Source organism: Rhodanobacter spathiphylli B39 (assembly GCF_000264295.1).
Classification (GTDB): Bacteria; Pseudomonadota; Gammaproteobacteria; order Xanthomonadales; family Rhodanobacteraceae; genus Rhodanobacter; species Rhodanobacter spathiphylli.
The window spans coordinates 33,732-59,637 of record NZ_AJXT01000033.1 but is presented as its reverse complement, the minus strand read 5'-3'; the positions used below and the strand labels follow the sequence as shown (position 1 = coordinate 59,637).

24 protein-coding genes are annotated in these 25,906 nt (G+C 68.2%); 14 read left to right on the top strand and 10 right to left on the bottom strand.

Features of this window, described 5'->3' with window-relative positions; translation table 11 throughout:
• Position 1 precedes the first annotated feature (1 nt).
• From UU7_RS11155 to UU7_RS11135, 5 genes are read right to left on the bottom strand one after another with little or no spacing between them, the layout of a single operon-like run.
• Positions 2-907 carry a dihydrodipicolinate synthase family protein gene (locus UU7_RS11155; RefSeq protein ID WP_007808294.1) on the bottom strand — a complete coding sequence of 302 codons (906 nt, stop codon included), beginning with the start codon at positions 905-907 and terminating at the stop codon, positions 2-4.
• Entirely contained in the window at positions 904-2,211 is a 1,308-nt protein-coding gene (locus UU7_RS11150; RefSeq protein WP_007808293.1) for an NAD(P)/FAD-dependent oxidoreductase, read from the bottom strand. Before UU7_RS11150 ends, UU7_RS11155 begins: the two co-directional genes overlap by 4 nt.
• Positions 2,204-2,449: a 2Fe-2S iron-sulfur cluster-binding protein gene (locus UU7_RS11145; RefSeq protein WP_007808292.1), complete on the bottom strand. Its 246-nt coding sequence runs from the start codon at positions 2,447-2,449 to the stop codon at positions 2,204-2,206. Before UU7_RS11145 ends, UU7_RS11150 begins: the two co-directional genes overlap by 8 nt.
• Positions 2,446-3,546 (bottom strand): NAD(P)/FAD-dependent oxidoreductase, encoded by a 1,101-nt coding sequence (locus UU7_RS11140; RefSeq protein ID WP_007808289.1) that lies wholly within the window; start codon positions 3,544-3,546, stop codon positions 2,446-2,448. Before UU7_RS11140 ends, UU7_RS11145 begins: the two co-directional genes overlap by 4 nt.
• On the bottom strand, positions 3,543-4,484 hold the full coding sequence (locus UU7_RS11135) for a proline racemase family protein (protein WP_007808287.1): 942 nt from the start codon (positions 4,482-4,484) through the stop codon (positions 3,543-3,545). Before UU7_RS11135 ends, UU7_RS11140 begins: the two co-directional genes overlap by 4 nt.
• Before the next feature lie 150 nt (positions 4,485-4,634).
• On the opposite strand from UU7_RS11135, the gene UU7_RS11130 reads away from it, so the two are divergent.
• Entirely contained in the window at positions 4,635-5,348 is a 714-nt protein-coding gene (locus UU7_RS11130; protein ID WP_007808286.1) for an AraC family transcriptional regulator, read from the top strand.
• A 359-nt stretch (positions 5,349-5,707) separates the two neighbouring features.
• A complete protein-coding gene (locus UU7_RS11125; protein ID WP_007808285.1) occupies positions 5,708-8,722 on the top strand; it encodes a TonB-dependent receptor in 3,015 nt (1,004 codons plus the stop codon).
• Positions 8,723-8,893: 171 nt separating this feature from the next.
• On the opposite strand, the gene UU7_RS11120 is transcribed toward UU7_RS11125, so the two are convergent.
• The 3 genes from UU7_RS11120 to UU7_RS11110 form a co-directional block, all read right to left on the bottom strand.
• A complete protein-coding gene (locus UU7_RS11120; protein ID WP_007808284.1) occupies positions 8,894-10,258 on the bottom strand; it encodes an FAD/NAD(P)-binding protein in 1,365 nt (454 codons plus the stop codon).
• A gap of 25 nt (positions 10,259-10,283) precedes the next feature.
• A complete protein-coding gene (locus UU7_RS11115; RefSeq protein WP_007808283.1) occupies positions 10,284-10,856 on the bottom strand; it encodes a cupin domain-containing protein in 573 nt (190 codons plus the stop codon).
• Positions 10,857-10,988: 132 nt separating this feature from the next.
• Positions 10,989-11,657 carry an energy transducer TonB gene (locus tag UU7_RS11110; protein WP_007808282.1) on the bottom strand — a complete coding sequence of 223 codons (669 nt, stop codon included), beginning with the start codon at positions 11,655-11,657 and terminating at the stop codon, positions 10,989-10,991.
• Between the two features lie 290 nt (positions 11,658-11,947).
• Between UU7_RS11110 and UU7_RS11105 the strand changes: the two genes are divergently transcribed.
• Both UU7_RS11105 and trhA read left to right on the top strand, forming a co-directional pair.
• Positions 11,948-12,382 carry a hypothetical protein gene (locus UU7_RS11105; protein ID WP_007808281.1) on the top strand — a complete coding sequence of 145 codons (435 nt, stop codon included), beginning with the start codon at positions 11,948-11,950 and terminating at the stop codon, positions 12,380-12,382.
• A gap of 90 nt (positions 12,383-12,472) precedes the next feature.
• Positions 12,473-13,141: a PAQR family membrane homeostasis protein TrhA gene (trhA, locus tag UU7_RS11100; protein ID WP_007808280.1), complete on the top strand. Its 669-nt coding sequence runs from the start codon at positions 12,473-12,475 to the stop codon at positions 13,139-13,141.
• 22 nt (positions 13,142-13,163) lie between these two features.
• On the opposite strand, the gene UU7_RS11095 is transcribed toward trhA, so the two are convergent.
• Positions 13,164-13,646 carry a DUF456 domain-containing protein gene (locus tag UU7_RS11095; protein WP_007808279.1) on the bottom strand — a complete coding sequence of 161 codons (483 nt, stop codon included), beginning with the start codon at positions 13,644-13,646 and terminating at the stop codon, positions 13,164-13,166.
• 84 nt (positions 13,647-13,730) lie between these two features.
• Positions 13,731-14,507 carry a ferredoxin--NADP reductase gene (locus UU7_RS11090; RefSeq protein ID WP_007808278.1) on the bottom strand — a complete coding sequence of 259 codons (777 nt, stop codon included), beginning with the start codon at positions 14,505-14,507 and terminating at the stop codon, positions 13,731-13,733.
• 240 nt (positions 14,508-14,747) lie between these two features.
• On the opposite strand from UU7_RS11090, the gene UU7_RS11085 reads away from it, so the two are divergent.
• The 10 genes from UU7_RS11085 to UU7_RS11040 all read left to right on the top strand — a co-directional run bounded on the left by UU7_RS11085 (position 14,748) and on the right by UU7_RS11040 (position 25,905).
• Positions 14,748-15,380, top strand: a complete 633-nt coding sequence (locus UU7_RS11085; RefSeq protein WP_007808277.1) for a TMEM175 family protein — start codon at positions 14,748-14,750, stop codon at positions 15,378-15,380.
• Between the two features lie 270 nt (positions 15,381-15,650).
• Positions 15,651-16,628 carry a sigma 54-interacting transcriptional regulator gene (locus UU7_RS11080; protein WP_157582168.1) on the top strand — a complete coding sequence of 326 codons (978 nt, stop codon included), beginning with the start codon at positions 15,651-15,653 and terminating at the stop codon, positions 16,626-16,628.
• A gap of 246 nt (positions 16,629-16,874) precedes the next feature.
• Positions 16,875-18,209 (top strand): hypothetical protein, encoded by a 1,335-nt coding sequence (locus UU7_RS11075; protein ID WP_007808275.1) that lies wholly within the window; start codon positions 16,875-16,877, stop codon positions 18,207-18,209.
• A gap of 177 nt (positions 18,210-18,386) precedes the next feature.
• Complete coding sequence (locus UU7_RS11070; protein WP_007808274.1) at positions 18,387-20,576, top strand: hypothetical protein; 2,190 nt, start codon at positions 18,387-18,389, stop codon at positions 20,574-20,576.
• A gap of 224 nt (positions 20,577-20,800) precedes the next feature.
• Entirely contained in the window at positions 20,801-22,126 is a 1,326-nt protein-coding gene (locus tag UU7_RS11065) for a C2 family cysteine protease (protein ID WP_007808273.1), read from the top strand.
• 6 nt (positions 22,127-22,132) lie between these two features.
• Entirely contained in the window at positions 22,133-22,381 is a 249-nt protein-coding gene (locus tag UU7_RS11060; protein ID WP_007808272.1) for a hypothetical protein, read from the top strand.
• Positions 22,382-22,443: 62 nt separating this feature from the next.
• Positions 22,444-23,424 (top strand): tRNA dihydrouridine(20/20a) synthase DusA, encoded by a 981-nt coding sequence (gene dusA, locus UU7_RS11055; protein ID WP_040673307.1) that lies wholly within the window; start codon positions 22,444-22,446, stop codon positions 23,422-23,424.
• Between the two features lie 82 nt (positions 23,425-23,506).
• Entirely contained in the window at positions 23,507-23,824 is a 318-nt protein-coding gene (locus tag UU7_RS11050) for a PepSY domain-containing protein (protein WP_007808268.1), read from the top strand.
• A gap of 1 nt (position 23,825) precedes the next feature.
• On the top strand, positions 23,826-24,518 hold the full coding sequence (locus UU7_RS11045) for a response regulator transcription factor (protein WP_007808267.1): 693 nt from the start codon (positions 23,826-23,828) through the stop codon (positions 24,516-24,518).
• The gene (locus UU7_RS11040) at positions 24,484-25,905 is read left to right on the top strand and encodes an ATP-binding protein (protein ID WP_007808265.1); all 1,422 of its coding nucleotides are present in this window, start codon (positions 24,484-24,486) and stop codon (positions 25,903-25,905) included. Before UU7_RS11045 ends, UU7_RS11040 begins: the two co-directional genes overlap by 35 nt.
• Position 25,906: the final 1 nt, after the last annotated feature.

Genomic DNA, 25,906 nt, shown 5'->3' with positions numbered 1-25,906 from the left:
TTCAAAACTCCGGTCGGCAGGCCACGGCGAGCCTGATCGTCCGCATCGCCTGTTCGCGTTCGGCGCCTTCGATGAGCAGCCGCGGCGCGCGCACCCGTTCGCTGCCCAGGCCGACCACCTGCTGCACCAACTTGATCAGTTGCACGAACTTGGGCACCGTATCCAGCCGCAGCAAGGGCAGGAACCACGCGTAGAGGCTGGCCGCCGCCGGCGAGCCGCCGGCACGGGCCAGCTCGAACAGGCGCACCGACTCCTTCGGGAAGGCATTCACCAGGCCGGCGATCCAGCCGCTGGCGCCCATGCACACGCCTTCGACGAGCGCGTCATCCATGCCCACCAGCAGATGCAGCCGGTCGCCGAGCAAGGCCTTCAGCGCGGCAAAGCGGCGAATCTCGCCGGACGACTCCTTCACCGCCTGCACGTTGGGGTGCTCGGCGGCGATGGCGGCGATCTGTTCGGGCGAGAAGTCGGTCCGGTAGGCGACCGGGTTGTTGTAGAGCATGCAAGGCAGGTCGGTGGCCTCGATGATCGCCGTCACATGCGCGCTCATCTCGCGCCAGTCCGAGGAATACACGTATGGCGGCAACACCATCAGTGCGGCGCAACCGGCCGCCCGGGCCTCGCGCGCCAGTCGCACGCCTTCGTCGGTGGAGAGCGCGGCAATGCCGGGGATCACCGGTGCACGATCGGCCACCGCAGCGACCAGGGTGCGCATGATCGCGACCTTTTCCTCGAAGCCCAGCGTGGCCGCCTCGCCCAGCGAACCCAGCGGCACGATGCCGGTGCAACCGGCGTCGAGCAGGGTGCGCGCGTGGCTGGCGAGAAAGTCGTGGTCGACCTGGCCGTCAGCGGTGAACGGCGTGGTGATGGCGGGGATCACGCCCTGCCAGAGGTTGGGCTTGCTCATGGGTGGTTGTCTCCGGAGTCGCGGGAAGGAAGCGGGGGCGAGGCACGGTCGGCCAGCGTGGCCAGTCGTGCGGGAAAGATCGGCAGGCGGCAGTCGCTGCGGGGGAAGCGGCCCATCTGGGCCAGGGCGGTACCACACACGCGCCCCTGGCAGGCACCCATGCCGCAACGGGTGGCGAGTCGGGCGGTGCGGGCATCGGTGTAGCCATCGAGCGCACCCAGCGTGACGTCCTCGCAGCGGCAGATGATGGTGTCGTGTTCGGCCAGCGCGTACAGCCGCGGATCGAGCGCGAAATGCCGCTCGAGCAGTTCGCCAAAGCGGCGCGCGTGCCGCCGCTGCCGCAGCAGCGAGGTTGCCGCTGCCGTGGCGCCCGCGGCCATGTGGCCGGCGATGCGGCCTTCGATGCGGGCCGCCGACAGCCCGGCGATGCCGCAACTCTCGCCGGCCGCGTGGATGTTCGCCACGCTGGTGCGCAGCAGTTCGTCGACTTGCACCACGGGGTGTGCGCCATCGCGATCCATCGCGCAGCCGAGCATGCCGGCCAGCGCCACGTTGGGCACCAGGCCATGACCCACGGCCAGAAGGTCACAGTCGACGCGCATCGAGGTGCCGCCGCTGGTGACCTGGACGGAGGTGACCGCGGCATCGCCGTCGGCGCGGCGCACGAACGATCCGCAATGATGGGCAACGTCGTGCAGGGCGGCGCGCAGTTGCAGCGCCTGCGCGACGCGCCCCGGCCAGCGCCAGAGCTGCAGCGCGAACGCGCGCATCGCAGCCGCCGAAGCCTGCTCGTGGATGCCGAGCACCCGCGCGCCGTGCCGCCGCAGGCTGGCGGCCGCCGCCCACAGCAACGGTCCGCTGCCCGCCACCACCACGCGCTTTCCTCGCACCGGCCAGCCCTGCTTGGCCAGGGCCTGCAGTCCGCCGGCGCCAGTCACGCCGGGCAGGGTCCAGCCGGGAAACGGCAACAACAGTTCGCGTGCGCCGGTGGCGATCACCAGACGACCGAACGACAGCTCCACGGCGCCCAGCGGGGTTTCCGCGCACAGCCGCTGCGACTGCGCGGCGATCACCTGGTGCCGGGCCAGCCAGGTGACCGGCACCCGCGTACCGACGCTGGCGTTGATGGCCCGGCTCGCGGCGCGTGGCGTGCCGTGCACGGCGTCGTGACGCCAGACCTGGCCACCCTGGCGAGCCTGTGCATCGACCAGGCCCACGCGGGCGCCGTGGCTGGCGGCGGCCTGGGCTGCGGCGAGACCGGCGGGACCGGCGCCAACCACCAGCACGTCGTAGTGCTCAGTCATCGGTATGCACCTGCATGCCTTCGCCAACCGGGGTCATGCATGCGCGCACGTGGGGGTTGCCGTCGATGCGCACGCGGCACTCGAAGCACACGCCCATGCCGCACAGCGCGGCACGCGGCTGTCCGTTCACCGAGCGCCGGAAGCACGCCGCCGGGGTCGTCGCGATCGCCGCCGCCACGCTCGCCGTGGCGGGCACCGTGACGGCGTGACCGTTGATCGACAGGTTCACCGTGTTCATGCCAGCACCCGCGCCGGCGAGTACGGTGCGGGGTCGATGGCGGGTGCGTGACCGAGCAGCAGGTCGATCAGCAATCGCGCGCTGCCCAGCGCGGTGGTCACGCCCAGTCCCTCGTGGCCGGCGGCCACCCACAGGTCCGGGTGGCCGGGGACGGCGCCGAGATATGGCCGTCCATCCGGTGTCGCCGGACGCAGGCCGGTCCACGCACGCAAACCCTGCAACTGCCGCAATGCGGGCATGAAGCGGAACGCATGCCGCAGCATCCGCTGCAGCATCGCCGGCGACACGGCCGGATCCTCCACGTCGAACTCGCGCGACGAACCGACCAGGAGCTGGCCGGTCGGCCGGGGTTGCACGTTGAAGGCGACGCTGCTGGCCGCATCGCCATGGGCGCTGTCGGCATAGCCCAGTTCGAGCACCTGGTGGCGCAGCAGGCCCGGGTAGCGTTCGGTGATCAGCAGGTGGCCCTTGCGCGGGCGCAGCGGCAGTTGCGGCAACAGCCGGGGCAGCGCACAGCCGGTGGCCAGCAACACCGGACCGGTGAGCAGGCTGCCGTCATCAAGGGTGACCGAGGCGCGTCCCAGCCTGCGCACCGAACGCCCGGCATGCAACCGCGCGCCGCGCTGTTGCGCGCAGCGCACCAGATGCTGGGCGACCCGTGGCGGATAGACCACCGCCTCGGCCGGCACCAGCATGCCGCCGGCCAGGCCCGCCGCCAGCGCCGGCTCCAGTTCGTAAAGTGTCCGGGCATCCACCGCGTGCGCTTCGCCGCCGGCGGCGTTCAGTCGCGCGACCCGCGCGGCGATGCCGGCGACCTCGCCGTCGTTGCGCGCCACCCACAAGGTGCCGCAGCGGCTGAACTCCGCTTCGGCGAGGTGGGCGAAGGCTTCCCAGCGCCGCAACGAATAGCGCGCCAGTGCCAGCTCGGCCGGGTCGTCGTCCATCGCGACCAGATGACCCATCGAGCAGGCGGTGGCGCCGCCGCCGACCGGACCCGGTTCCACGATGGCCACGCGCAGGCCGGCGATGCTGGCCTCGTTGGCGCAACTGGCGCCGACGATGCCGGCGCCGGCCACGATGAGGTCGTAACGGCTCACGGCGCGCTGCAGCCCCAGCCGAACGGATCGTCGTCATCGATCAGCAACACGCCCTGGCCGGTGATGTGCGCGCGGCCGCTGATGCGCGGCAGCACGCCCCGCTCGCCAACGCTGTAGCGGCCTTCGAACACGCTGCCCAGGATGCCTTGCTGGTGCCAGCTGGCGCCCGGGGCAAGCTTGCCGTCGGCGGCCAGGCAGGCGAGTTTGGCGCTGGTGCCGGTGCCGCAGGGCGAGCGGTCGTAGGCCAGGCCGGGGCACAGCACGAAGTTGCGCGCGTCGATGCCGTCGGTCGCCGTGTCCACGCTGATCTCGACGTGGTCGATCGGCTCGCCGTTGGCGCCGCTGATGCCCTCGGCGGCGAGTGCGTGGAGGATCGCTTCGGCGTACGTGCTCAGGGTGCGCTGGTGCCGGATCTCCAGCGGGCAGGGCGCGTCGCCGGTGATGAAGAACCAGTTGCCGCCCCAGGCGATGTCGCCGCGCACCGGCCCATGACCGGCCAGCTCGACCACCACATTGGCGGCGTGCCGGTAGCTTTCGATGTTGTCGATGGATACGCGGCCATCGGCATGCAGCTCCACGCCCACCGTGCCCACCGGCGTGTCCAGCGCGTGCCGGCCGGGGCCGATCCGGCCCAGGTGCAGCAGGGTGCGGATCACGCCGATGCTGCCGTGGCCGCACATGCCGAGGTAGCCGACGTTGTTGAAGAAGATCACGCCGGTGCAGGAGCCCGGCCGGCTTGGCGGTCGCAGCAGCGCGCCGACCATCGTGTCCGAGCCGCGCGGCTCGCAGGCGATCGCGCTGCGCCAGCGATCGTGGTGCTGCTGGAAGCGCTGGCGCTGTTCGGCCAGTGAGCCGCCGCCGAGGTCGGGCATGCCGCCGATGACGACGCGGGTCGGCTCGCCGCCGGTGTGTGAGTCGATGACGTGGATGGTGTGCATCGGATCATGGTCGTGGCGGATGCCCGGAGGCGTCTAGGCGAGCCTGTGATGCTTCGATGCGGAAATCGGCACAGTGTCCCCACGAGGCCTTGCGGCTTGCTACTGTCCAGCCCGGTTGTTCCGTTGCATCAGGGAGCCGGGGAGAATCCGATGGACATGAAGATTTCGGCATGTCAGCTGCAAGGCCTGTTCGATGCCTTGCCGGATGTGGTGTTCTTCGTCAAAGACTGTTCGGGACGTTATACCCACGCCAACCTGACCCTGGTCAGGCGGCTGGGCATGAAGCGTCGCGAAGAGGTGGTGGGGCGCCATGTCGCCGACGTGTTCCCGCGCACGCTGGGCGTGTCCTATGCCTCGCAGGATCGGCGGGCGCTGACCGGCGAGACCATCGAGAACCAGCTCGAAGTGCACATCCTGCCCAACCGCGCACCGGGATGGTGCCTCACCTGCAAGTATCCGCTGCGGCAACGCGGCGACATATGCGGGGTGATCGGCATATCGCGCGACTTGCGCAAGCCCGACGGTCGCCATCCGACCTACCCGCGGCTGATCCGGGTGATCGAATACATGCAGGCGCATTTCGCCGAAAGCCTGCGCGTGCACACGCTCGCCGCGCTGGCCGAGCTTTCGGTGGCGCAACTCGAACGGCATTTTCGCCACGTGTTCCAGCTCAGCCCGCAACAGGTGCTGACGAAGTTGCGCATCGAGTCGGCGATGCGGCTGCTGCAGGGAGCCGGCAGCGTTGCCGACATCGGACTGGCCTGCGGCTTCACCGACCAGAGCGCGTTCGCCCGCCAGTTCAAGGCCACCGTGGGCATGACGCCACGGGATTTCCGCAGCCTGCAGGTCAGCGCCGCGCCCTGACATCACCTGGGACACGCAGCGGCGCCGCATGCCTAGCGCTGTGCGGATTTCCGCGCCGGCGTCGCGGTGAATCCACAAGACGCCTGCCGGCGATCTCCCCCACGCTCTGTTCCGTTGTGCGACACGAGTCGCCGCGTGCGGGGACGGCGCGTCAGCGAACGTGGGCGAGCACGACGGCGTGCAGCGGGCCGATCGGGGCAGGTCCATGCAACGCGATGGCGGCGCCAGCACTTCCTCCCCGGCCATGCCGCGCTCGCCGATGCATGCACGACGCGGCTCGATCCGATCCGAATCGCTTCTGGAGAGAACCATCCATGAACAGTCTTTCCCCCGTGCGGGGCGCGCAACTTCGTCGGAACATGCTCGTGCTCGCCCTTGCATCGGGCCTCGGCCTGGTCGGCGCGGCCCACGGTCAGGCCACCACGGGCAGCATCTTCGGCCAGGTGCCGAATGCCGTCGGCGCCACCGTGGTGGCAAGCAGTGCATCCGGCGTGACGCGCCAGGCCACGGTCGATGCGCAGGGTCGCTATGCACTCAACTCGCTGCCACTGGGCACCTACACGGTCAACCTGGTGCGTGACGGCCAGGTGCTGGACTCGCGCACCCAGGTGAGCCTGCGTATCGGCTCGGGTACCGAGGTGTCGTTTGCGCCGGCCGCTGGCGGGAAGGCCAGGGACCTGGCGGCGGTGTCGGTCACCGCCAGCGCACTGCCGGCGATCGACGTCACCTCGGTCGACTCCCGCACCGTGATCACTTCCGAACAGCTGGCGCGCCTGCCGCTGGCCCGCAGCGCCGAGGCGATTGCCCTGCTGGCACCCGGAGTGGTGGCCGGCAGCAGCTACTTCGGTGGTCCGACCGGCAACCCGCTGGTCTCCTTCGGTGGCTCGTCGGTGACCGAGAACGCGTATTACATCAACGGATTCAACACCACCGATCCGCTCAGCGGCTTTGGCGGGTTTGCGTTGCCGTACGGCTCGATCGACCAGCAGGAAATCCTCAGCGGCGGCTACAGCGCTGCCTACGGGCGCTCCGACGGCGGGGTGATCAACCAGGTGGGCAAGCGCGGCACGGACGCGTGGCATTTCGGTGCGCAGCTGTCGTGGACGCCGGCGTTCTCGCGTGGCGAGCAACGCGACATCGACTACGTCAGCGGCCCGGACAAGGGCACGCTGTACAACCGCAACGCCGACGAGAAATCGTGGACGACCGTGGGCAGCGTGTATGCCGGCGGACCGCTGGTCAGGGACAGGCTGTTCCTGTTCGCGTCGGTCGAGGCCGAACGTCGCCAGGGCAACAGCACCAGCTCCACCGATTCAAACCTCAGCACGCGCTACCGCAACGACTATCCGAAGTGGTACGCCAAGCTGGACTGGAACATCAACGACAGCAACATCCTGGAAATTGCCGGCGCCTCGACCAGGCAGGCGTATGCCGCCGACGTCTACAACTACGACTATGCCAGCGGCAAGACCGTCAGCTTCAACAGCCACGCCGTGTCCAGCAAGGTCGGCGCGGACCTGTACACGGGCAAGTTCACCAGCTACATCACCGACGACCTGACGCTTGCGGCGTTGTACGGGCGCATGGATGGCACCTACTACAACGAGATCATCGGCTACGATCCGACCTATCCGCGCCTGTATTCCCCGTACAACCAGAACCCGGCGCTCAATGGCGGCACCGTCATCGCCAGCCCGGGCACTATCGGCGCGGTGAACGACCCGGCACACACGACGCAGAACACCAACCTGCGCATAGACCTCAGCTACCACCTGGGCGACCACACGCTCACCGGCGGCATCGACAACCAGTCGGTCAAGGACCTGCACGACGGCAACAAGATGGCCGGCCAGGGCTTTGCGTGGGAATACGACAAGGGCGCACCGGGCAATCCGATCATCGGGGCGCCGGGCGACGATCCCTATGTCGCCGCGCCGAACGGCTATGCCGGTGGCGAGACGGGTTACTACGTGGCGAAATACAAGCGCTACGGCGGCGGCTCGGTGCGCGTGGAGCAGCGCGCCCAGTACCTCGAAGACGCCTGGCAGATTGACGACCGCTGGCTGGTCAAGCTGGGTATCCGCAATGACCAGTTCACCAACTACAACCCCAACGGCGTGGCCTACCTGCGCCTGACCAAGCCGCAATGGGCGCCCCGCGTCGGCTTCAGCTGGGACGTGCTGGGCGACTCCAGTTTCAAGGTGTACGGCAACGCCGGCCGCTACTTCCTGGCGATGCCGGCCACGGTGGCGATGCGCCAGGCCGGTGCGCCGCTGTATACCCGCGAATACTTCACCTATACCGGCATCGATGCCCATGGCCAGCCGACCGGGCTGACCCCGATCGACACCAGCCGCGGGCCCGGCGCGCCGATCTCGGCCAACCGCGAATACGGCCAGTCGAAGGACCCGAACACGGTCGCGGCCACCAACCTGAAGTCCGAGTACCAGGACGAATTCATCGCCGGCTTCGACAGGAAGCTGGGCGATGCCTGGGTCTACGGTGCGAAAGCCACCTATCGCAACCTGCGCACGGCGATCGACGACTACAGCGATTCGGCATCGGTGGCGGCGAAGATGGATCGCATGGGCATCGACCCGGGGACCTACGATGCCAGCCGGATTTCCGGCGCCTACCTGTTCAACCCGGGCCGCACCAACATCCTGAAGGTCGCCAGGCTGGACGGCAGTGGCTACTACGCGGTGCCGATGACCACCGCCGACTTCGGCTTCGCTTCCGGCATCAAGCGCCATTACTACGGCATGGACGTCTATCTGGAGCATCCCTTCGACGGCAAGTGGTTCGGCAGGATCGACTACCTGTTCTCGCGCAGCTACGGCAACAGCGAAGGCCAGGTGCGCACCGACATCGGCCAGACCGACGTGTCGGCCACGGTCGACTGGGACTTTGCCTCGCTGATGGAATACTCCAACGGCGAGCTGTCGAACAGTCGTCGCCACCAGCTCAAGGCGTATGGCTCCTACCAGCTGGCGGCGGAGTGGCTGGTGTCGGGCAACCTGGCGGTCATCTCCGGCGCGCCGCGCAGCTGCCTCGGCAAGTTCGGTCCCGCGGAAACCAACCCGACCGGCTACGGCGACTACTACCACTGGTGCGGTGGCGTGGCGTCGCGCCCGGGTGATGCGGGACACAACCCGTGGCAGATCACGCTGAGCCTGAGCACGGAATATCGCCCGGCGTGGGCGGACAAGCAGCTGGCCTTCAACGTGATGGTCTACAACGTGCTGGACAACCGCGTCACCACCCAGACCTCGCCGTTCTATGGCGAAACTGGTGCGCTCGATCCCACCTACGGCATGGCGGTATCCCAGTCGCAGCCGCGCTATGTGCGGTTTGGCCTCACCTACGACTTCTGACGTGCACGGGCGGCGGCAACCCGGCGACGGGTTGCTGCGCCCGCCAGATCCGGACCCGTTTCCCCGCTTGAGCCGCCGGCGTCGCCGACGGCTCCCTTTTCGCTGGCACCATCACGGAGGGTCCGCGCCGACGCCGGCGTTTCGGGCAAGGATCGCCGGGCCCACGGGATTTCAGCCGTCCAGCAACCGGTCGGCCAGCTGACGTGCCTGCTGGCGGATTTCCGGCATCGCGGTGGATTCCCACAGGGTGCCGCGCAACAGGCTGCCGATCGCGAACAGATGGGGCCAGGGCTGGCCTGCGTGATGCAGGTGGCCGTTGCGGTCGGCGATCACGCCCAGGCCCAGCGGATCGGCCTCGATGTGGGCGTTGGTGAGCAACTGGCTGATCAGTCGATGATCGCTGCGTCGCAGGTCCGTCTCCAGCCCGACCGTCTGGATCACCAGGTCGGCGTCCAGCGTCTCGACGACGCCGGCGTGGGCCAGGGTCAGTCGCAGCGAGGCGCCATCGACCTCCACCGCGCGCAGCCGCCCGCATCGACGCTGCAGCCGGCCGCTGCGCTCCAGGGCATCAACCGCGTCGTGGACTGCCGGCGCCATGCGATGACGCGCGCGCTCCCACGCCCACCGGGCGTGCCGCATGAAACGCGAGCGCTGCTCCAGCGGAAGTTCGGCCCACAGGCCGGAGAGGTGCGGGCGCAGGCTGTCCACCACGGCCCGCCATTCGATGCCGGGCTGGCCGATGGCCTCGCGCAGCAGGCGTGTCCACTGGCGGATTTCCGGCGCATCGCGCATCGCCTCGACCAGCCCGGCACCATCGTCGACGGGCAATGCCGCGTTGCGCAGGTGAGCTTCGGGAAAGCGGCCGTGCCGGGACAGGCCGACGAACCCGGCCTGCGGCCAGCGCGCGGACAGTTCCAGCACCACATCGACGGCGGTCAGCCCCAGTCCCACCAGCACCACCTTGCGCGGCGGCTGTATCTGCTCGGCGGCGGCCAGCAGGCGCCATGGATCGACGACGTAGCGCCCGCTGGCCAGCGCCGCTTCGCCCACCACGCCCAGCGGCTGCGGCGGCAGCGCGCCAATGGCCAGCACGGCCGCGTCGACGTGATGGCTTTCCTCGCCATGGATCACGGTGACGCCATCGGTTTCCGGCACCAGCGCATCCACCGCGATGGGAATCAGGTTGACGTGATGGCCGCGTGCCCGGCCCTGCTTCAGCGCCCTCGCCACCTCGGCCTCGAGGTAGTCACCGTACAGTCGGCGCGGCAGGAAGTCGGTGCCGTTGACGGCCGGATCGCTGCGCTGCACGAAGTCGAGGAAACCGCGCGGCTTGCCGGCGAACATGCTCATCGATGCCGCCCGCACGTTCAGCAGGTGCTGCTCGGACGTGGTGGCGTACGCCACGCCGCGGGCGGGATGGCCACCGCCGGTGAACCAGTCCAGTTGCAAGGGCGGGGTGGCGTCGCGTTCCAGCAGTTCGCTGAGCAAACTGGCGGCCGCGGCACCACCGCCGATGATGGCAAGGCGTCGAAACATGGCGCTTCTTTCGTCGGGTTGCAGATCAGCCGTGCATGCGGCTGGCGGTGATGCGGCGTGGCGCGACCATCAGCTGCCCGGCCGGCCCGACCCGCCCGGCCGTGGCGTAGTCGGCCATGTCATCGCCGTAGACGTGTAGCGAAAGGGCTGTCTCGTAGCGCGACAGGTTGCGGCAGCGGCGCAGCTGGCGGGCCTCGCCGTCGAACCAGGCGCCGTCACCCGGGCCAAGCCATTGGCGATCCTGCACCGTCAGTTCGTTCGAGGCGGCTTCGCGCCGGCAGGATTGCACTTCCAGTGCGCCGACCAGGGCCATCTCCAGCCCCCACGCGCCATGTTCGCGCAGCGGGGAAACGTGGTTCGCCGGCCAGGCGACGATCCACAGGCTCAGTGGCGGCTTGTTGCGCCGGGTCAGCAGGATCTGCTCGAAGCCGCGCTGCCGCCGCCGCAGCGAGGCCAGCCGGGTGGCGATGGACGAGGCGTCCTGGTGCACCACGCGGCCCAGTTCGCGGGCCATCGAGGCAAGGTCGGGTTGGGCGGAGCCGGCGTGTTCGATCGCGATGCTGCGCAGGGTTTTCAGGAGGTGTCGATGCGTGCCCATGCGTGGAACCTGGCAGGGTGAATGGACGCAAGTGGATCATGCGCATCGTTAACAGGTTGTTGAGCTGGACAGCCGTGACGACGGCGCCCGGCGTGCCGCCGGAACGGCCCGGGCGCCGTGTCGCGGCGCCCTTCATTCGCGCAGATTGAACGTCACCGGCACCCGCGCCAGCGCACGCACCGCCCGTCCGTCGACCATGGCGGGCTGGAAGCGCCAGCCGTCCAGCACCTGCTGGATGGCGCTGCGATCCAGCAGCAGGTAACCACTGCCGCGCTCCACCGTCACCTGCACCGGTTTGCCGGTCTCATCCACCAGCACGCGCAGCAGCACGGTGCCGTGCATGCGTTGCTGCAACGCGCGGGTGGGGAAGTGCAGCGGGGCCGAACGATAGGCCAGGCTGGCTTCGACCGGTGCGGTGTCCACCGCGGGTCCGGTGGTCGTGCCCGCCGGCAGCAGGGTGGGCGTGGTGACCGGCGCCACCGGCACGTTGCCGTCGGCGACGGGTGTCGCCACCGGCGGGCTGATCGGCGTCAGGTGGTGGACCACCGGTGGCGCCACGGGTGGATGCGGCAGCGGCAGCACCTCGACCGGTGGTGGCGGTATCACCGGCTCCGGTGGCGGAATGAAGCTGATCGTGGGTATCGGGTTGAGCCGCTGGATCGCGTGGAAGAACGCCGGGCCCGAAGGCCTCGTCGCGATCATGATCACCGCCAGGTTGAGTGCGATGGCGGCGCTGATGGCCGCGATGCGCGCGGGGTCGGGATGGGTACGGTGAGCAACAGCCAGGCTTGCGGGAGACATGGTCAACCTCCTGACATCGGTGGGGATGTTGCGGCGGTCACGCTGCGTGAGCAGGGGGATCGTGCTGCCGCGACCCGAGCCTATGCCGCCAAACCGCACTTGCGCAACAGGACGTCTGGATGGCCAAATGCGGGTTTGCCGGGTGCGGTCGTCCGCCGGGGATTTTTTCTGCGGCTGCGCCCCCGACCATCAGTCCCCGCCGCCGTGCGGACACTGGCGCTCGCGAAGCGCGCAGCTGTCCTGCAACAATCAGGCGACGGCAACCGGCCGGCAGGCGACGAGGCAACAGGATGAACGTGATCAAATGGGCGGGCGTGGTCGTGCTGGCGTGCAGCGGACTGATGCTGGGTGCGCCGGCGCGGGCGGGCGACATTTCGTGCAAGATGACTTTCCAGCTGTCCGGCTGGTCGGTGTTCTACAAGACCGCCAAGGGCACCGGCACGGTCCGCTGCAGCAACGGCCAGAGCCTCAACGTGAAGCTGCGGGCCAAGGGCGGTGGCCTGACCTTCGGCAAGACGAAGATCAGCAACGGCATCGGCAAGTTCAGCGGCGTGACCGGCGTGCGCGACGTGCTGGGCAGCTATGCCGATGCCGAGGCACATGCGGGCGCGTCGAAATCCGCCGCTGCGCAGGTGCTGACCAAGGGCAGCGTCTCGCTGGCGCTCAGCGGCAAGGGCGAGGGCTGGAACCTGGGCGTGGCCTTCGGTGCCTTCATCATCGAATAGTGTGACGGCGCGACCATGCGCCGCGGTATGCACAAGGCGGGCGCGCGGTTAAGGTAGAGCTGCGCGTCCCCGCGTTCCCCGGAGAAACCCATGACCGCCTTGTCCGGCACCGCCATGCCGAGCTACAGCTTCGGCGACGAACTTGCCAGCAGCATCATCCACGGCCTGGGCATCGTGCTGAGCATCGCCGGCCTGGCGACCCTGGTGGCCTTCGCGGCCCTGCATGGCAATGCGTTGACGGTGGTGGCCTGCGCGGTGTTCGGCACCTCGCTGGTGCTGCTCTACACCGCCTCCACGCTGTATCACTCGATCCCCCTGGTCGCCGCCAAGCCGACGCTGCGCGCGCTCGATCACATCGCGATCTATGTGCTGATCGCCGGCACCTACACCCCGTTCACCCTGATCGCGCTGCCCGGGGTGTGGGGCTGGAGCCTGTTTGCCGCGGTGTGGACGCTGGCCCTGGCGGGCAGCGCGCTCGAGCTCGGCTTGCTCAAGCGCTACCACAAGCTGGCGGTGTTGCTGTACGTGGGGATGGGCTGGATCGGCATGGTGGCTTTCGAGCCGCTCAGCAAGCACCTGCAGGGCGGCGGCACCGCGCTGCTGCTGGCCGGCGGCCTGGCCTATACCCTGGGCGTGCCGTTCTACCTGTGGCGACGACTGCCGTATCACCACGCGCTGTGGCATGTGTTCGTGCTGGCCGGCAGCGTGCTGCACTTCCTCGCCGTGCTGCTGTACGTGATTCCCGACGGGCCCGTGTGAGTCCGCCGCGTCGCCGAGCGGTTCAGCCGAACAGCATCGCCAGGCCGAACAGGCCCACCATCAGGAACGACAGCACCAGCTTGAACAGGGTGCCCAGCAACAGTCCAAGCCACGTCGCCGCACCCACGTGCGCCGAACGCAGCACGCTGGTGCCGGAGGCGAGCTCGCCGACCAGCGCGCCCGCGAACGGCCCGAGCAGCAGGCCCGGGATGCCGAAGAACATGCCGACAAAGGTGCCGATGGTGGCGCCCCACAACGCGCGTTGGCTGGCGCCGACCCGTTTGGCGCCCAGCGTGCCGGCGATGAAGTCGACGATGACGCCGAGCGTGCCCAGCGCCCCGATGATCAGCAGCCACCACAGGCCCAGGTGCCGGTAATCGTCCACGGCGGCGACCAGCCAGATCCCGCCGAAAACCATCGGGATGCCCGGCAGGGCCGGCAGCACCGACCCGGCGAGGCCGCCGACGATCAGCAGGGCGGCGAGCACGTACAGGGCGATATCCATCGGCTGGTGTTTCCCGCGTGGCGATGCCTGCATTGAAGCAGAAACAAGGCGGCGCGGCGGGAACACCACCGCTCGCCCGCCCGGCTACTTCTCCACGAAGGCCCGCTCGATCACGTAGTCGCCCGGCGCACGGGTGCGCGGCGAGGCCTGGAAGCCGCGGCCGTCGAGCAGGGCGCACAGGTCGTCCAGCATCGCCGGACTGCCGCACAGCATCACGCGGTCGGTGACCGGGTTCAGCGGCGGCAGGCCGACCGCCTCGCTCATCACGCCATCGACGATCGCGTCGGTGATGCGGCCGCGGTGACGGAACGGTTCGCGGGTCACGGTGGGGTAGTAGATCAGTTTCTCGCGCACCAGCTCGCCCAGGTATTCGTGCTGCGGCAGCTCGTGTTCGAGATAGTGCGCGTAGGCAAGGTCCTCGATCCGGCGCACGCCGTGGGCCAGCACGATCCGGTCGAAGCGCTCATAGGTGTCGGGGTCGCGGATGATGCTCATGAACGGCGCCAGCCCGGTGCCGGTGCCCAGCAGGTACAGGTTCTTCCCGGGCTTGAGGTCGGTCAGCACCAGGGTGCCGGTGGGTTTGCGCGTGACGATCAGCGGATCGCCGGGCTTCAGGTGCTGCAGGCGCGAGGTCAGTGGGCCGTCGGCGACCTTGATCGAGAAGAACTCCAGGTGCTCCTCCCAGCTGGCGCTGGCGATCGAGTACGCGCGCATCAGCGGACGGCCGTCCGTTTCCAGGCCGATCATCACGAACTGGCCGCTGTCGAAGCGGAAGCCGGGATCGCGCGTGGTGCGGAACGAGAACAGGCTGTCGTTCCAGTGCTGCACGTCGATCACGTGCTCGGTTGCCATTGCCACCATGTCGGTTGTCTCGCGTCGTCGCTGGTTCGGGGAGTCGCGCGCCGGGCCCTCCGGCGAGGCGGAGCTGGGGACTCGCGGGGAGGGTGCCAGTGTGGCCACGGTGCCTTGCGAGCGCCGGAATGAGCGCGGCGACGTGGCTGCCAAGGATACGCGATCCACCGCCTGCCTGTCGCAGACCCGCGCGGTGATCTGCGGCATCATGCGGCATTCGGCCACAGGCGAACGAAGGGGAAGGAGACGATGGATCATCGCGTCACGCAGGCGGTTTCGGATCATCACGTCGGCCAGCGTCACCTGGACCGACTGGTCATGCTTTCCGATGGCGTGTTCGCCATCGCCATCACGCTGTCGGCGATCGAGATCAAGCCCGAGGCGTTGCCGGGTAGAACGCTGTGGGAGGCCTGGGCGACGCCCCTGCTGATCTATTTCCTGAGCTTCTTCCTGATCGGCACGGTGTGGGCCTTCCATCGGCGCATCGTGGCCCATCTGCGCGACATCGACCCGGTGGGCACGGCGATCAACCTGCTGCTGCTCAGCCTGGTGGCGCTGATGCCGGTGGTGATCCGCTTCGTGTTCGAGGGCTTTCAGCAGGGCCAGGGCCTGCTGGTCTACGGGATAGCGCTGGGCGCTACCTACGCCTGCATGGCGGTGCTGTGGCTGCATGTCGCATTCCTTGCCGGGCTGGCGCCCGATCTGCCCCGGCAGAAGGCACGCCAGTGGCTGCTGGAACTGTTCGCCGGGGCGCTGATTTTCGCTGCGCTTGCCCTGCACGAGGCACATCTGCGCTGGGCGTCGGTGGTGGTGACCCTGCTGGCGCTGGCGCTGCTGTCGGCCAAGCGGTTGCGGGTTTTGCGTGGGCGCGATCGGAGCTGACGCCGGCCGCGCTGAACACCCGACACGGCAAGGACAGCGGCGGTTTGCCGGGGCCAGGCCGGAACAAGGCGATGTACTACAGCGTCCAGGGCGCAGGTACTACAGACAACGGCCTCCCGGGACGGCAGCGGCAACGGCCCGCTTGTCGCATCGTCGCCGCTGGTCGTGGGCCAGGGCCGGACCATGATGGATACCAGGGGGATTTCGCGGCATGCCGGCATGGCGTGCCAGGGTTCTTTTGGGTGAATGCGGGGGCGGGTGATGCCGGTGATGCTCGGCCAATCCATGGCAATCCAGGCCGTGCGGGCGCAGCTGCAGCGTTACGCCGGCTGCGACGTGCAGGTGTTGATCGAGGGCGAGACCGGCACCGGCAAGGAGCTGGCGGCTCGTGAAATCCACTATGCCGGTGCCCGCCGCGACCACCCCTTCGTGCCGGTCAACTGCGGCGCGATCCCCGACAGCCTGATCGAGAACGAACTGTTCGGGCATGGTCGCGGCGCTTTCACCGACGCCAAGCAGGCCCAGCCCGGGCTGGTCGATCACGCGCGTGGCGGCACCCTGTTCCTGGACGAGGTCGACGCGCTGTCGGACAAGGGCCAGGTGACCCTGCTGCGCTTCCTGCAGGACAACGAATACCGTCCGGTCGGCGGTGGCGCGGCGCGCGTCTCCGATGCGCGCATCATCGCCGCCACCAACGCCAGCCTGGAACGGCAGGTGGCAGCCGGACGCTTCCGCCGCGACCTGCATTACCGGCTCAACGCGCTGTACCTGCGGCTGCCTCCCCTGCGCGAGCGTGGCGACGATGTCGCCCTGCTGGCCCGGCATTTCCTCGACGCCGTGGCGCGGCGGCTGCAGGGCCCGGCCAGGCGCTGGGGCGACGACGCCATCGAGGCAATGATGGCGCATGCGTGGCCGGGCAATGTGCGCGAACTGGACCACGTGGCGCTGCGAGCCTACCTGGGCAGCGAAGAGGCGGTCATCGGACTGGCCCGGTTGCGCGCGGTCGAACCGGCATTCGCGGGTATCGCGGCCGCCCCGCGCCGGCGTGCCCATGAACCGGACCTGGCATTCGCCGCGGCCAAGCTGCATGCCATCCGCCAGTTCGAACTGGACTACCTCACCCGGTTGATGCAGCAGGCCTGCGGCAACATCAGTGCCGCCGCCCGCCTGTCCGGCACCGAGCGTCGCCAGCTCGGCAAGCTGCTGCTGAAGAACGGCATCGAGACCAGGCAGTTCCGCCCGGACTGAGCGGCACGCGCGGCGCGCACCTTCGCATTCCTGCCCGGGTCAAGTTTTCCCCAGGTGCGTTGTCGAAACGGGTTCATCCCGACCCGGTCGTCCCGGCACGACGGCTCCGATCCGTTGCGGCAGCCCGTTTGGCGACCTCCTGCCATTGGCATGTTCGTTGCGTAGCTTCCCCTCGAGCACGGAACCGGCGGCGAAACAGCCGGTGTTCCGACGCGAACCTGCCATCCGGAACGAAAGGAGATCGTCATGGCCACCCCCGCCACCCCGTTGACCAAGTACAAGGACATTCCCTGCTGCCCGAACCTCGACACCCAGCCGGTGTGCGACGTGATGGACATGCGTCGTCGCCTGCTGTTTCCCACCACGATACGCACGCGCAGCGGCCAGCAGGTCAACGTCGAAGTCATCCTGCATACGCGCTTCAAGCGCTGTTCCGGGCCCATGGCCCTGGGCGATGTCGTCTACACCACCACCTTGCTCCCGGGCGAGAAGGTAAGGCTGGCCACCACCGACCGGCGCAGTCGCTTCAGCTTCGACAGCGAGTCGAACCTCAGCTACCGCAGCGAGCAGATGTCGGAGGAGCAATACCGCATGTCTTCGCTGCGCTCGTTCATGTCGGACCAGAACAGCCAGGACAATGGTTCGACGCGCAACACCGACCAGGGATCGTGGGATTTCCACGGCGACGCCAGCGGCTCGATCGGCTTCATGTCCGCCAGCGCCGATGCCAACGCCCACGGCAGCCACAACGCCGAATCGACCTTCGAATATCTCCAGCAGCATTCGGCGCAGGCCCGCATGGCCGACAACCTGTCGGTGGAATCCACGCGCAAGGCGCACTCGATGTCCGTGGGCGAGGTGTCCACGCGCGCCCATCAGCAGGGCGAGACGGAGGACCAGTACGAGGCCTCGTCGCGCGAGTTCGCCAATCCCAATGCCTGCCACGCGCTGACCTTCCTGTTCTACCGCATCAACAAGATCGAGACGCTGTCGTTCGAGCTGGTGGCGATCGAGCGTCGGGTGCTTGATCCGGTGGCGCCGGCGCCGTTGCTGGCCAACCCCATCCGCGCCAGGGGTGCGGTGGCGGTGATGCCGCAGGAAGTGCCGGCGATGAATGCCAAGCGACTCGATATCGAGAGCCGCGGGCTGCAAAGCGAGGCGTTGCAAGCGCAGGCCGGCGCTGCCCCGGCGACGCTGCAGTCGCGCTTCAACCTGGTGGCACTTTCGGTGCCGGTGAATGTGCAGACCCCCTTGCCGGACGATGTGCGCAAGGCCGCGCTGGCCGAGGTGGACAAGCAACTGGTCGAACGCAAGCTGCTCGATCCCAGGACCGGCGGGTTCGCCGCCGATGCGCGCACGCAGTTCGAGTACACGCGTGACACCTCGTTGCCGACCGCCGGCGTCATCGTCAAGGGCTGCTTCGACGACTGCAACATCTGCGAGCCCGAGCTGCAGAAGAAGACCCAGCTCGAAATCGTCCGGCTCGACCTGCAGAACCAGTTGCTCCAGCGGCAGATCGAGTTGCTGGACAAGGCGCAGGAATACCGCTGCTGTCCGGTTGCCGAAAGCGGCACCGCGTAATCACGAAACGGTTCTTCGGGCCAGCTTCCAACGCCCGCTGTCGCAACGGACAACCACCCCAGTCGCAACACGCACCCCGCCGGCATCCGCTTGCATGGCAGCCGGGCGTGCGTGCCGGAGCGGTGGTTCGTCGCGGATATCGACCATCAAGCCACCCCTCAATTCAGGAGTCTTGCCATGAAATCAGAAAAGTCCGCCCGCCTGCAGATCAAGGTCGAATTCAGCGACCAGGGCGAAGTGCCCGCGCTGCAGGCCTATGCCTTCAACCGCCAGGGAGTCGCGCTGGGCCAGGCGCCGTTGAACGATGGCGCTGCCGTGATTGAGCTGCCCGCCGCAATGGACGGCCAGATGGTCGAGCTGATCCTCGGTCCACCCACGGAGAAAGGCCAGCCGGTGCCGACCGCGGCGGCCCTGAAGCGGATGGGCGGTTACGCCAAGGCCACGCGCCTGCTGCTGGACAAGCCGGTGCTGCAGCTGAAGCTGCCGACCTACATCTTTCCGCACTGGTGCCTGTGCTACGTGCGGGGCCGGCTGGTCAAGCGCTTCAACCTGCCCGACGGCAGCGCCAGGGAATTGCCGGTCTGTCACGCGCGCGTGCATGTCTGCGAGGTCGATCGCATCCGGCTGGTGATCGAGAAGCTGCCCGACCTGGACATCCTGCGCCTGCGCGACGACCTGCTGCACAAGCTGCAGTTGCGACCGCTGCCGTTTCCGCCGATCCCCGATCCCGGCCCGCTGGCCGGGCCGATCATGACGCGCAGTGCCATGTTGCCCGCCGCCGCGGAATCGCCGCTGCCGCAGGCGCCGGCATCGACCGGCGCGGAGACCCTGGCCCTGCACGCGGCGGCACTGACCGCAGCACAGTCGGCCGGACAGGCCCGCCGTCAGCTGCTCGGGCTGGCCAGCATCATCGCCATCCACCTGTGCGACCTCACCTACCTGTGGGGCTACTTCCGGGTCGATGCGCTGACCACGATCGATGCCGACAGCGACGGGCGCTTTGCGGCGCTGATCTTCCACGACTGTGCCGACCAGCCCGACCTGTACTTCTGGGTCGAGCAGTTCCAGGGCGGTGTCTGGACCACGGTGTACCGCCCGTCGATCGGTTGCGGCACGCACTGGAATTATCCCTGCGGCTCGGAAGTCGTGATCAACCTGCCGGGCGCCGTGGCCTGCGAGGAACCGCCGTATGACGTTCCACCCGGGGTCACCCTGTTCATGCTGCCGTACGCGATCGCCAACGCGCCGATCTGGGGCATTCCGCCCGGCGCGCCGCCGGCGCCGGCCGGATGGGTGCGGCCCGACGGCATGCTCGACTACCAGACCGGGACCTCGCTGGGCTGGCTCTACAACGCTCCGTTCGGCGGCACGCTGAACTTCATCCACGACGACTCGTACTTCATTCCGTCCAGCGGGATCAGGTACTACCGCTATTCGTGGCGTCACCTCGGTGCCTCGCCAAACACCGGTGCGGACGATCCGAGCTGGACGCCGATCAGCGCACCGCTGGCGCGCGGCTACCGGATGGAATATTCGGACCGGCTGCCGACCTACGAAAGCTATCCCGTCGGTCCGGTGACGGTGGGCAGTCACAGCGGCCTGTTCGAGTTCAAGCCGCAGACGCCGCCGGCGCGCGGCACCGATCCGGCCACCGTGCTGGTGCGCGAATGGACCGAGGGCAACCTGGGCGAGGTGGGGGCGGGGTGGAACACGATGCTGGCCGCGCCGCCGTTGTCCCCGGACAACCTCACCGACGATGCCGGTGTCTTCGAGGTGAAGATCGAGGTGTTCGATCCCGCCGGCCATCAGGTCATGCCGGGCGCGGGCAGCTTCCGCTTCCTGGCGCGCAATGCCGACGGCAGCACGACCCGCCTGTCCACGGCCGCCGAGGAAGCCGGCGGCGCCTATGTCATGCGCGTGCATGTGGACAACAACCGGGTGCAGGCGGATCTGCCGCAGCCGAGCATCGGCGGCGTGTCGGCCAGCGACGACTGCGGTTTCCTGCGCTATCACCCCGGTGACCTGGTGCGCCTGCGCTATCTCGCGGCGCATCCCAACCAGCATGCGGTGTTCGACTTCGACGTCACGCGTGGATCGCACGTACTGCCGGAGGGCTCCACGCTGACGCCGTACGTCGAGGTGGCGGCATCCAGCGCGGCGACGGTTTCCGCGCCCTATGTGAAGGTGGCCGGCTACTACCAGCGGGACTTCACGCCCGCGAGTCTGGTCGGCAGTTGCGTCAATGCGGCCTTCGCCGGATCGCTGCGGGTCTATGGCAAGGCCACCGACGGCTACCAGCGCCTGGGCATCGACGACAGCCGGCTGATCGCCTTTGCGCTCGCCGAGCGTGGCGTCGTGCACCCGTGATCCGCCGGTTCCCGGTGAGCCGGTCGGCCACCGGGATGCGGCTGGCGAATGAATCGCGACGCGGATGCGTCGGCAACCACTGAAAGGAGAGGGACATGGCCACGTCAAGAACTTCCACAGCGAAAACATCGAGCCCGAAATCGTCGGCGCCGAAACCGGCGGCCGCGAAGGACGCCGCATCACGGGCAGCTGCGTCGACGGGAGCGCAGGGCCAGAACTGCGCGGTGATCAATCCGTATGCGCTGGCCGACCTGGTTTCCGGCCAGCCGATTCCTTGGAATGCCGTACCCGACCCCGCCAGCGTGCTGGAGCAGGTGCTGGCCACGCCGTACGAGGAGCTGTTCGATCCCAAGTACGGCGGCCCGCTCTACGTGGGCGTGGCGTTGGACAAGCAGCTCAACCTGGTGCGCGAGCGCTCGCCGCTGCTCGATGTGCAGCTGCCCCGGGACGGCAGCGACGCCGAGGCGGGCGGGCTGGCCAGCCTCGACCAGTACACGACCCTGGCCGAGATGGCGCGGGTGCCCGAGCTCAAGTCCATCCTCGACTGGCCGATCCTGTGCGGCGACCTGTCACGCTATTCGCGCCTGCGCGTTTCGCTGAGCCTGCCGCCGGCAATGCGCGCGCTGGTGCTGGGACGCTCCCTGTCGGCGGACGTCGTCCGCTCGATCACCTTCGATCCGAAAATCGTGCTCAACGCGATCCAGGGCTGGACGCCACCGGGTGCGCACTGGGCCACCTCGGGCGAGTTCTTCCACGAGACCGCCGAGTTCTTCGACCCGGTCCAGGGTGCGGTGGCCAACTGCTATTACATCGCGGCGCTTTCGGCGATCGCCTGGGCAACGCCGTTCCGGATCGCGCACCTGACCCGGGCAACCGGAACCAGCCAGACCCAGTTCAATGACCAGATCAACTTCTGCAAGCCCGACTCGGGCGGTGCGCCGGACAAGTCGATCGAGGTCACCGAGGCGGTGCCGCTGACCGCGTCCGGCTACCCGATCTACTGCCGTTCCAGGGAAGCGGGCGAGTCATGGCCGGCCGTCTACGAGAAGGCCTACGCCAAGCTGAAGACGGGGACCTCCAGCGACATGCCCGACATCACGCAGACCGCCTGGGGCGACTGCGTGTGGGCCACCGCCCAGCTCAATGGCGGCGCCCGCCATTACTACGACACGGCCAGCCGCAGCGCCGACGACCTGTGGCACCTGCTGCGCTCCAACTGCCTGTCGTATCGCACCTTCAATCCGATGACGGCGTGGACCTACTCGACCGGCGATGCCGCCCCCGACCACGTGGACTATTCCAGCGCGCACATCGTCGGCTCGCACTGCTACACGGTGCTGGGCTGGGCCTATCGCGACTGCCGGCGCTGGATCGTGCTGCGCAATCCCTGGGGCAATACCGAGGCGACCAGCAGCGTGCTGGACGCCACGATTTCCATGTACGACGTGAGCTGGTGGCGACCGATCACGCTGAAGGACAACGACGGCGTGTTCGCGATGGAGATCGGGGCGTTCAAGAAATACTTCGCCGGTTTCGGCACGGCACATTGAACGGCGATGCCGGACGATGCCGAGGTGAGGCGCGAGGTACTCGCCTACCTGCGTTCACACCCGCAGGCGGCGGATACCCTGCGCGGCATCGTCAGCTGGTGGCTGCCGCGGCAACGGCTGGAAACCGGCCACCAGCGCATCGGGCAGGTGCTCGATGCGCTGGTGAGCGAGGGACTGCTGCGCCGCGATCCCCTGCCCGACGGCGAGGCGCTGTACGGCCTCGAACGACGGGCCGGTACTTCGCGCCAGCGCTGACGCCAGGCAGGCGACGTGCCGGCCACGCCGGGCCGGCCGTCGCCAGCACGTACACTAGGCGCATGAATGACCCTGCTTTTGCCCTGCCATGGCGCCTCTGCGTGGCGCCGATGATGGACTGGACCGATCGGCACTGCCGCTATTTCCACCGGCTGCTGTCGCCGCGTTCGCGGCTGTATACCGAGATGGTGACCAGCGCGGCGCTGGTCCGTGGCCGCCAGTTGCGCCTGCTGGAGCACAGCCAGCAGGAGCACCCGGTGGCCCTGCAGCTGGGTGGCAGCGATCCCGGGGAGCTGGCGCAGGCCGCCCGCTTCGGCGCCGAGGCGGGCTACGACGAGATCAACCTCAACGTCGGTTGTCCCTCGGACCGGGTGCAGTCCGGCCGCTTCGGCGCCTGTCTGATGTACGAACCGGCGCTGGTCGCCGATTGCGTCAGGGCGATGCGTGATGCGGTCGGCATTCCGGTGACGGTGAAGTGCCGCATCGGGGTGGACGACCAGGACGACTACGCCGGCCTGCAGCACTTCACCGAACAGATGCTGGGCGCCGGCGTCGAGGTGCTGGTGGTGCATGCGCGCAAGGCCTGGCTGAAAGGCCTGTCGCCGAAGGAAAACCGCGAGATACCGCCGCTGGACTACGAGCGGGTGTATCGGCTCAAGCGCGAGTTCCCCCAGCTGGTGGTGGTGATCAACGGCGGCATCACCAGCGTGGCGCAGGTGCGCGGACACCTGGCGCAGCTGGACGGGGTGATGCTGGGCCGGGCTGCCTATCACGACCCCTACCTGCTGGCGCAGATCGAGCACGAGCTGCACGGCGAGCCCTTGCCCAGCCGCGAGAGCGTGCTGGAGCACCTGCGTCCCTACGTCGAGGCCGAGCTGGCCCGGGGCACCGCGTTGAAGCACATCAGCCGGCACCTGCTCGGCCTGTATCAGGGGGAGCCTGGCGCGCGCGCGTTCCGTCGCACGATCAGCGAAGGCGCCCATCTGCCGGGTGCGGGCTGGGAACTGCTGGAGCGCGCTGCGCTGCCGTGTGCGGCGGCGTGACAGTCGCCGTCCATCCGGTCAGTATTCAGCCCTGATTGCCTAGTCTGGGCGTCCAGGCAGCAACCAGACGGGAATTTCGCGCATGACGGGGCACAAAAACTTCATCATCGCTCTGCTGATATCGCTGTGCGTGGGTGCGGCCGGTGTGGCTGCGGCCCAGTCGGCGGCGGTGACGCTGGATCAGGCGGTGCTCAAGGTGCAACAGGATACGGGTGGCAAGATCCTGTCGGCCGAGCAGCGCGGGGTCGGGCGTCGTCAGGAGTACCGGATCAAGGTGCTCACGCCGCAGGGACACGTCAAGGTGGTGGTGGTCTCGTCCGAATCGGGCAAGAATCCCCCATCGGCCCAGTCAATCAAGAATCCGCCCGCCAAGAATGCGGGTCGCAAGGAGAAACGCTGATATGCGCATCCTGTTGGTAGAGGACGAGGCGCCGTTGCGCGAAACGCTGGCGGCACGCCTGAAGCGGGACGGTTTTGCCGTCGATGCGGCGCAGGATGGCGAGGAGGGCATCTACCTCGGCCGCGAGGTGCCGTTTGATCTGGCGATCATCGACCTGGGCCTGCCCAAGATGTCCGGCATGGACCTGGTCAAGGCGCTGCGCGAACACGGCCAGCGCTATCCGATCCTGATCCTGACCGCGCGGGGCAGCTGGCAGGACAAGGTCGAGGGGCTCAAGCACGGTGCCGACGATTACCTGGTCAAGCCGTTCCACGTCGAGGAGCTGCTGGCGCGCATCAACGCGCTGGTGCGTCGTGCCAGCGGCTGGTCCAAGCCGATCCTGGCCTGCGGCATGATCAAGCTGGACACCACCGCGCAGACGGTAACCGTGGAAGGCAAGCTGGTCGACCTCACCAGCTACGAATACAAGGTGCTGGAATATCTGATGCTGCATGCAGGCGAGCTGGTCTCCAAGGCCGACCTCACCGAGCACATCTACCAGCAGGACTTCGACCGCGACTCCAACGTGCTCGAAGTGTTCATCGGCCGGCTGCGGCGCAAGCTCGATCCGGAAGGCACCCTCAAACCCATCGAGACGGTACGTGGACGCGGATACCGCTTTGCCATCCCGCGCACCGACGGCGACGACGAATGAGCGTGGGTCGTCGCACGGGCCGCTGTCACTGGCAGCACGTGCGGCGATCGCCACCAGTTTCGTGCTGGCCGGCTTCCTCGGTCTGGTCGGGCTGACCCTGACCCAGACCACTAAGGCGCGCGCGCTGCGTGGCCTGCAGGATCGGCTCGAGAATTTCGCGATTGCCTACATCACCAATACCGACGTCAACCGGTACGGCAAGCTGTTGCCGCCGGAAACCGCACCCAATCCCAATTTCTCCCGGCCGGGTTCGGGACTGTATGCGGTGGCGCTGGGCGACAACGGCTACCACTGGGAATCCTCCTCGGCGATCGGACGGGACTTCAACTTCCTGAAGCCGCTGGAGCCCGGGCAGAGCGTGTTCGTCGGTCCGATCGATACCCGCATGGGGCGGCTGTATTACTACAGCTACGGCGTGGCATTCGACACGCTGGACAAGAAATCGGTGCGGCTCACCGTGATGGTGGCGCAGACCGAAGACCAGCTGGAAGGCGAGAACGCGGTGTTCCGCCACACCCTGGTGATCTGGCTGTCGATCCTGGGCGTGATGCTGATCGTGCTGCAGTTGCTGCTGCTGCGCTGGAGCCTCACCCCGCTGCGCAAGGTGGCCAGCGACATGAGCCGGGTCGAGCGCGGCGACAGCGAGCAGCTGGACAGCCAGTACCCGCTGGAGCTGACCGGCCTGACCGAGCGCATCAACGCGTTCATCACCAACGAGCGCGAACAGCGCACGCGCTATCGCCACACCTTGGCCGACCTGGCGCACAGCCTGAAGACGCCGCTGGCGGTGATCCGATCGCAACTGGAATCGGCCAACGGCGAGGACGATGCGGCACGGCGCAACAGCGTGCTCGACCAGGTGCGGCGGATGAACGAGCTGGTCGCCTACCAGCTGTCGCGCGCGGCCACCTCGGGCCGGCAGACCTTCGCCAGTGCGGTGCCGATCGCCGGCCACGCCGAGGATCTGGTGCAGGGTCTGGAGAAGGTCTACGCAGCGAAAAATGTCCTGTGCGAATTCGACATCGAGGACGGAGCGGTGTTCTACGGCGAGCAGGGCGACCTGCTGGAGCTGATGGGCAACCTGCTGGAAAACGCATTCAAGTGGGCCGGCCATCGCGTGTTGCTGGTGGTCAGGATGCGCCACGAGGCGGGACGGCAGCGCTCGGGCCTGCTGCTCAGCGTGGAAGACGACGGTCCCGGCATCGCCGCGGACAACATCGAGAAGGTGCTCCAGCGCGGCGTGCGGGGCGACGAACGGGTGCAGGGCCACGGTATCGGCTTGTCCATCGTGCAGGACATCGTCCATGCCTATCAGGGCGAGCTGGTGGTCGATCGTTCGCCGGAGTTCGGCGGTGCCCGTTTCAGCGTGAGCCTGGCCGCGACCTGAG

What these genes read in the sequence shown, in the direction of transcription:
- UU7_RS11155 (WP_007808294.1), bottom strand. Translation starts at nt 907, where the DNA reads ATGAGCAAGCCCAACCTCTGGCAGGGCGTGATCCCCGCCATCACCACG.
- UU7_RS11150 (WP_007808293.1), bottom strand. Translation starts at nt 2,211, where the DNA reads ATGACTGAGCACTACGACGTGCTGGTGGTTGGCGCCGGTCCCGCCGGT.
- UU7_RS11145 (WP_007808292.1), bottom strand. Translation starts at nt 2,449, where the DNA reads ATGAACACGGTGAACCTGTCGATCAACGGTCACGCCGTCACGGTGCCC.
- UU7_RS11135 (WP_007808287.1), bottom strand. Translation starts at nt 4,484, where the DNA reads ATGCACACCATCCACGTCATCGACTCACACACCGGCGGCGAGCCGACC.
- UU7_RS11130 (WP_007808286.1), top strand. Translation starts at nt 4,635, where the DNA reads ATGGACATGAAGATTTCGGCATGTCAGCTGCAAGGCCTGTTCGATGCC.
- UU7_RS11125 (WP_007808285.1), top strand. Translation starts at nt 5,708, where the DNA reads ATGCTCGTGCTCGCCCTTGCATCGGGCCTCGGCCTGGTCGGCGCGGCC.
- UU7_RS11120 (WP_007808284.1), bottom strand. Translation starts at nt 10,258, where the DNA reads ATGTTTCGACGCCTTGCCATCATCGGCGGTGGTGCCGCGGCCGCCAGT.
- UU7_RS11115 (WP_007808283.1), bottom strand. Translation starts at nt 10,856, where the DNA reads ATGGGCACGCATCGACACCTCCTGAAAACCCTGCGCAGCATCGCGATC.
- UU7_RS11110 (WP_007808282.1), bottom strand. Translation starts at nt 11,657, where the DNA reads ATGTCTCCCGCAAGCCTGGCTGTTGCTCACCGTACCCATCCCGACCCC.
- UU7_RS11105 (WP_007808281.1), top strand. Translation starts at nt 11,948, where the DNA reads ATGAACGTGATCAAATGGGCGGGCGTGGTCGTGCTGGCGTGCAGCGGA.
- trhA (WP_007808280.1), top strand. Translation starts at nt 12,473, where the DNA reads ATGACCGCCTTGTCCGGCACCGCCATGCCGAGCTACAGCTTCGGCGAC.
- UU7_RS11095 (WP_007808279.1), bottom strand. Translation starts at nt 13,646, where the DNA reads ATGGATATCGCCCTGTACGTGCTCGCCGCCCTGCTGATCGTCGGCGGC.
- UU7_RS11090 (WP_007808278.1), bottom strand. Translation starts at nt 14,507, where the DNA reads ATGGTGGCAATGGCAACCGAGCACGTGATCGACGTGCAGCACTGGAAC.
- UU7_RS11085 (WP_007808277.1), top strand. Translation starts at nt 14,748, where the DNA reads ATGGATCATCGCGTCACGCAGGCGGTTTCGGATCATCACGTCGGCCAG.
- UU7_RS11080 (WP_157582168.1), top strand. Translation starts at nt 15,651, where the DNA reads ATGCTCGGCCAATCCATGGCAATCCAGGCCGTGCGGGCGCAGCTGCAG.
- UU7_RS11075 (WP_007808275.1), top strand. Translation starts at nt 16,875, where the DNA reads ATGGCCACCCCCGCCACCCCGTTGACCAAGTACAAGGACATTCCCTGC.
- UU7_RS11070 (WP_007808274.1), top strand. Translation starts at nt 18,387, where the DNA reads ATGAAATCAGAAAAGTCCGCCCGCCTGCAGATCAAGGTCGAATTCAGC.
- UU7_RS11060 (WP_007808272.1), top strand. Translation starts at nt 22,133, where the DNA reads ATGCCGGACGATGCCGAGGTGAGGCGCGAGGTACTCGCCTACCTGCGT.
- dusA (WP_040673307.1), top strand. Translation starts at nt 22,444, where the DNA reads ATGAATGACCCTGCTTTTGCCCTGCCATGGCGCCTCTGCGTGGCGCCG.
- UU7_RS11050 (WP_007808268.1), top strand. Translation starts at nt 23,507, where the DNA reads ATGACGGGGCACAAAAACTTCATCATCGCTCTGCTGATATCGCTGTGC.
- UU7_RS11045 (WP_007808267.1), top strand. Translation starts at nt 23,826, where the DNA reads ATGCGCATCCTGTTGGTAGAGGACGAGGCGCCGTTGCGCGAAACGCTG.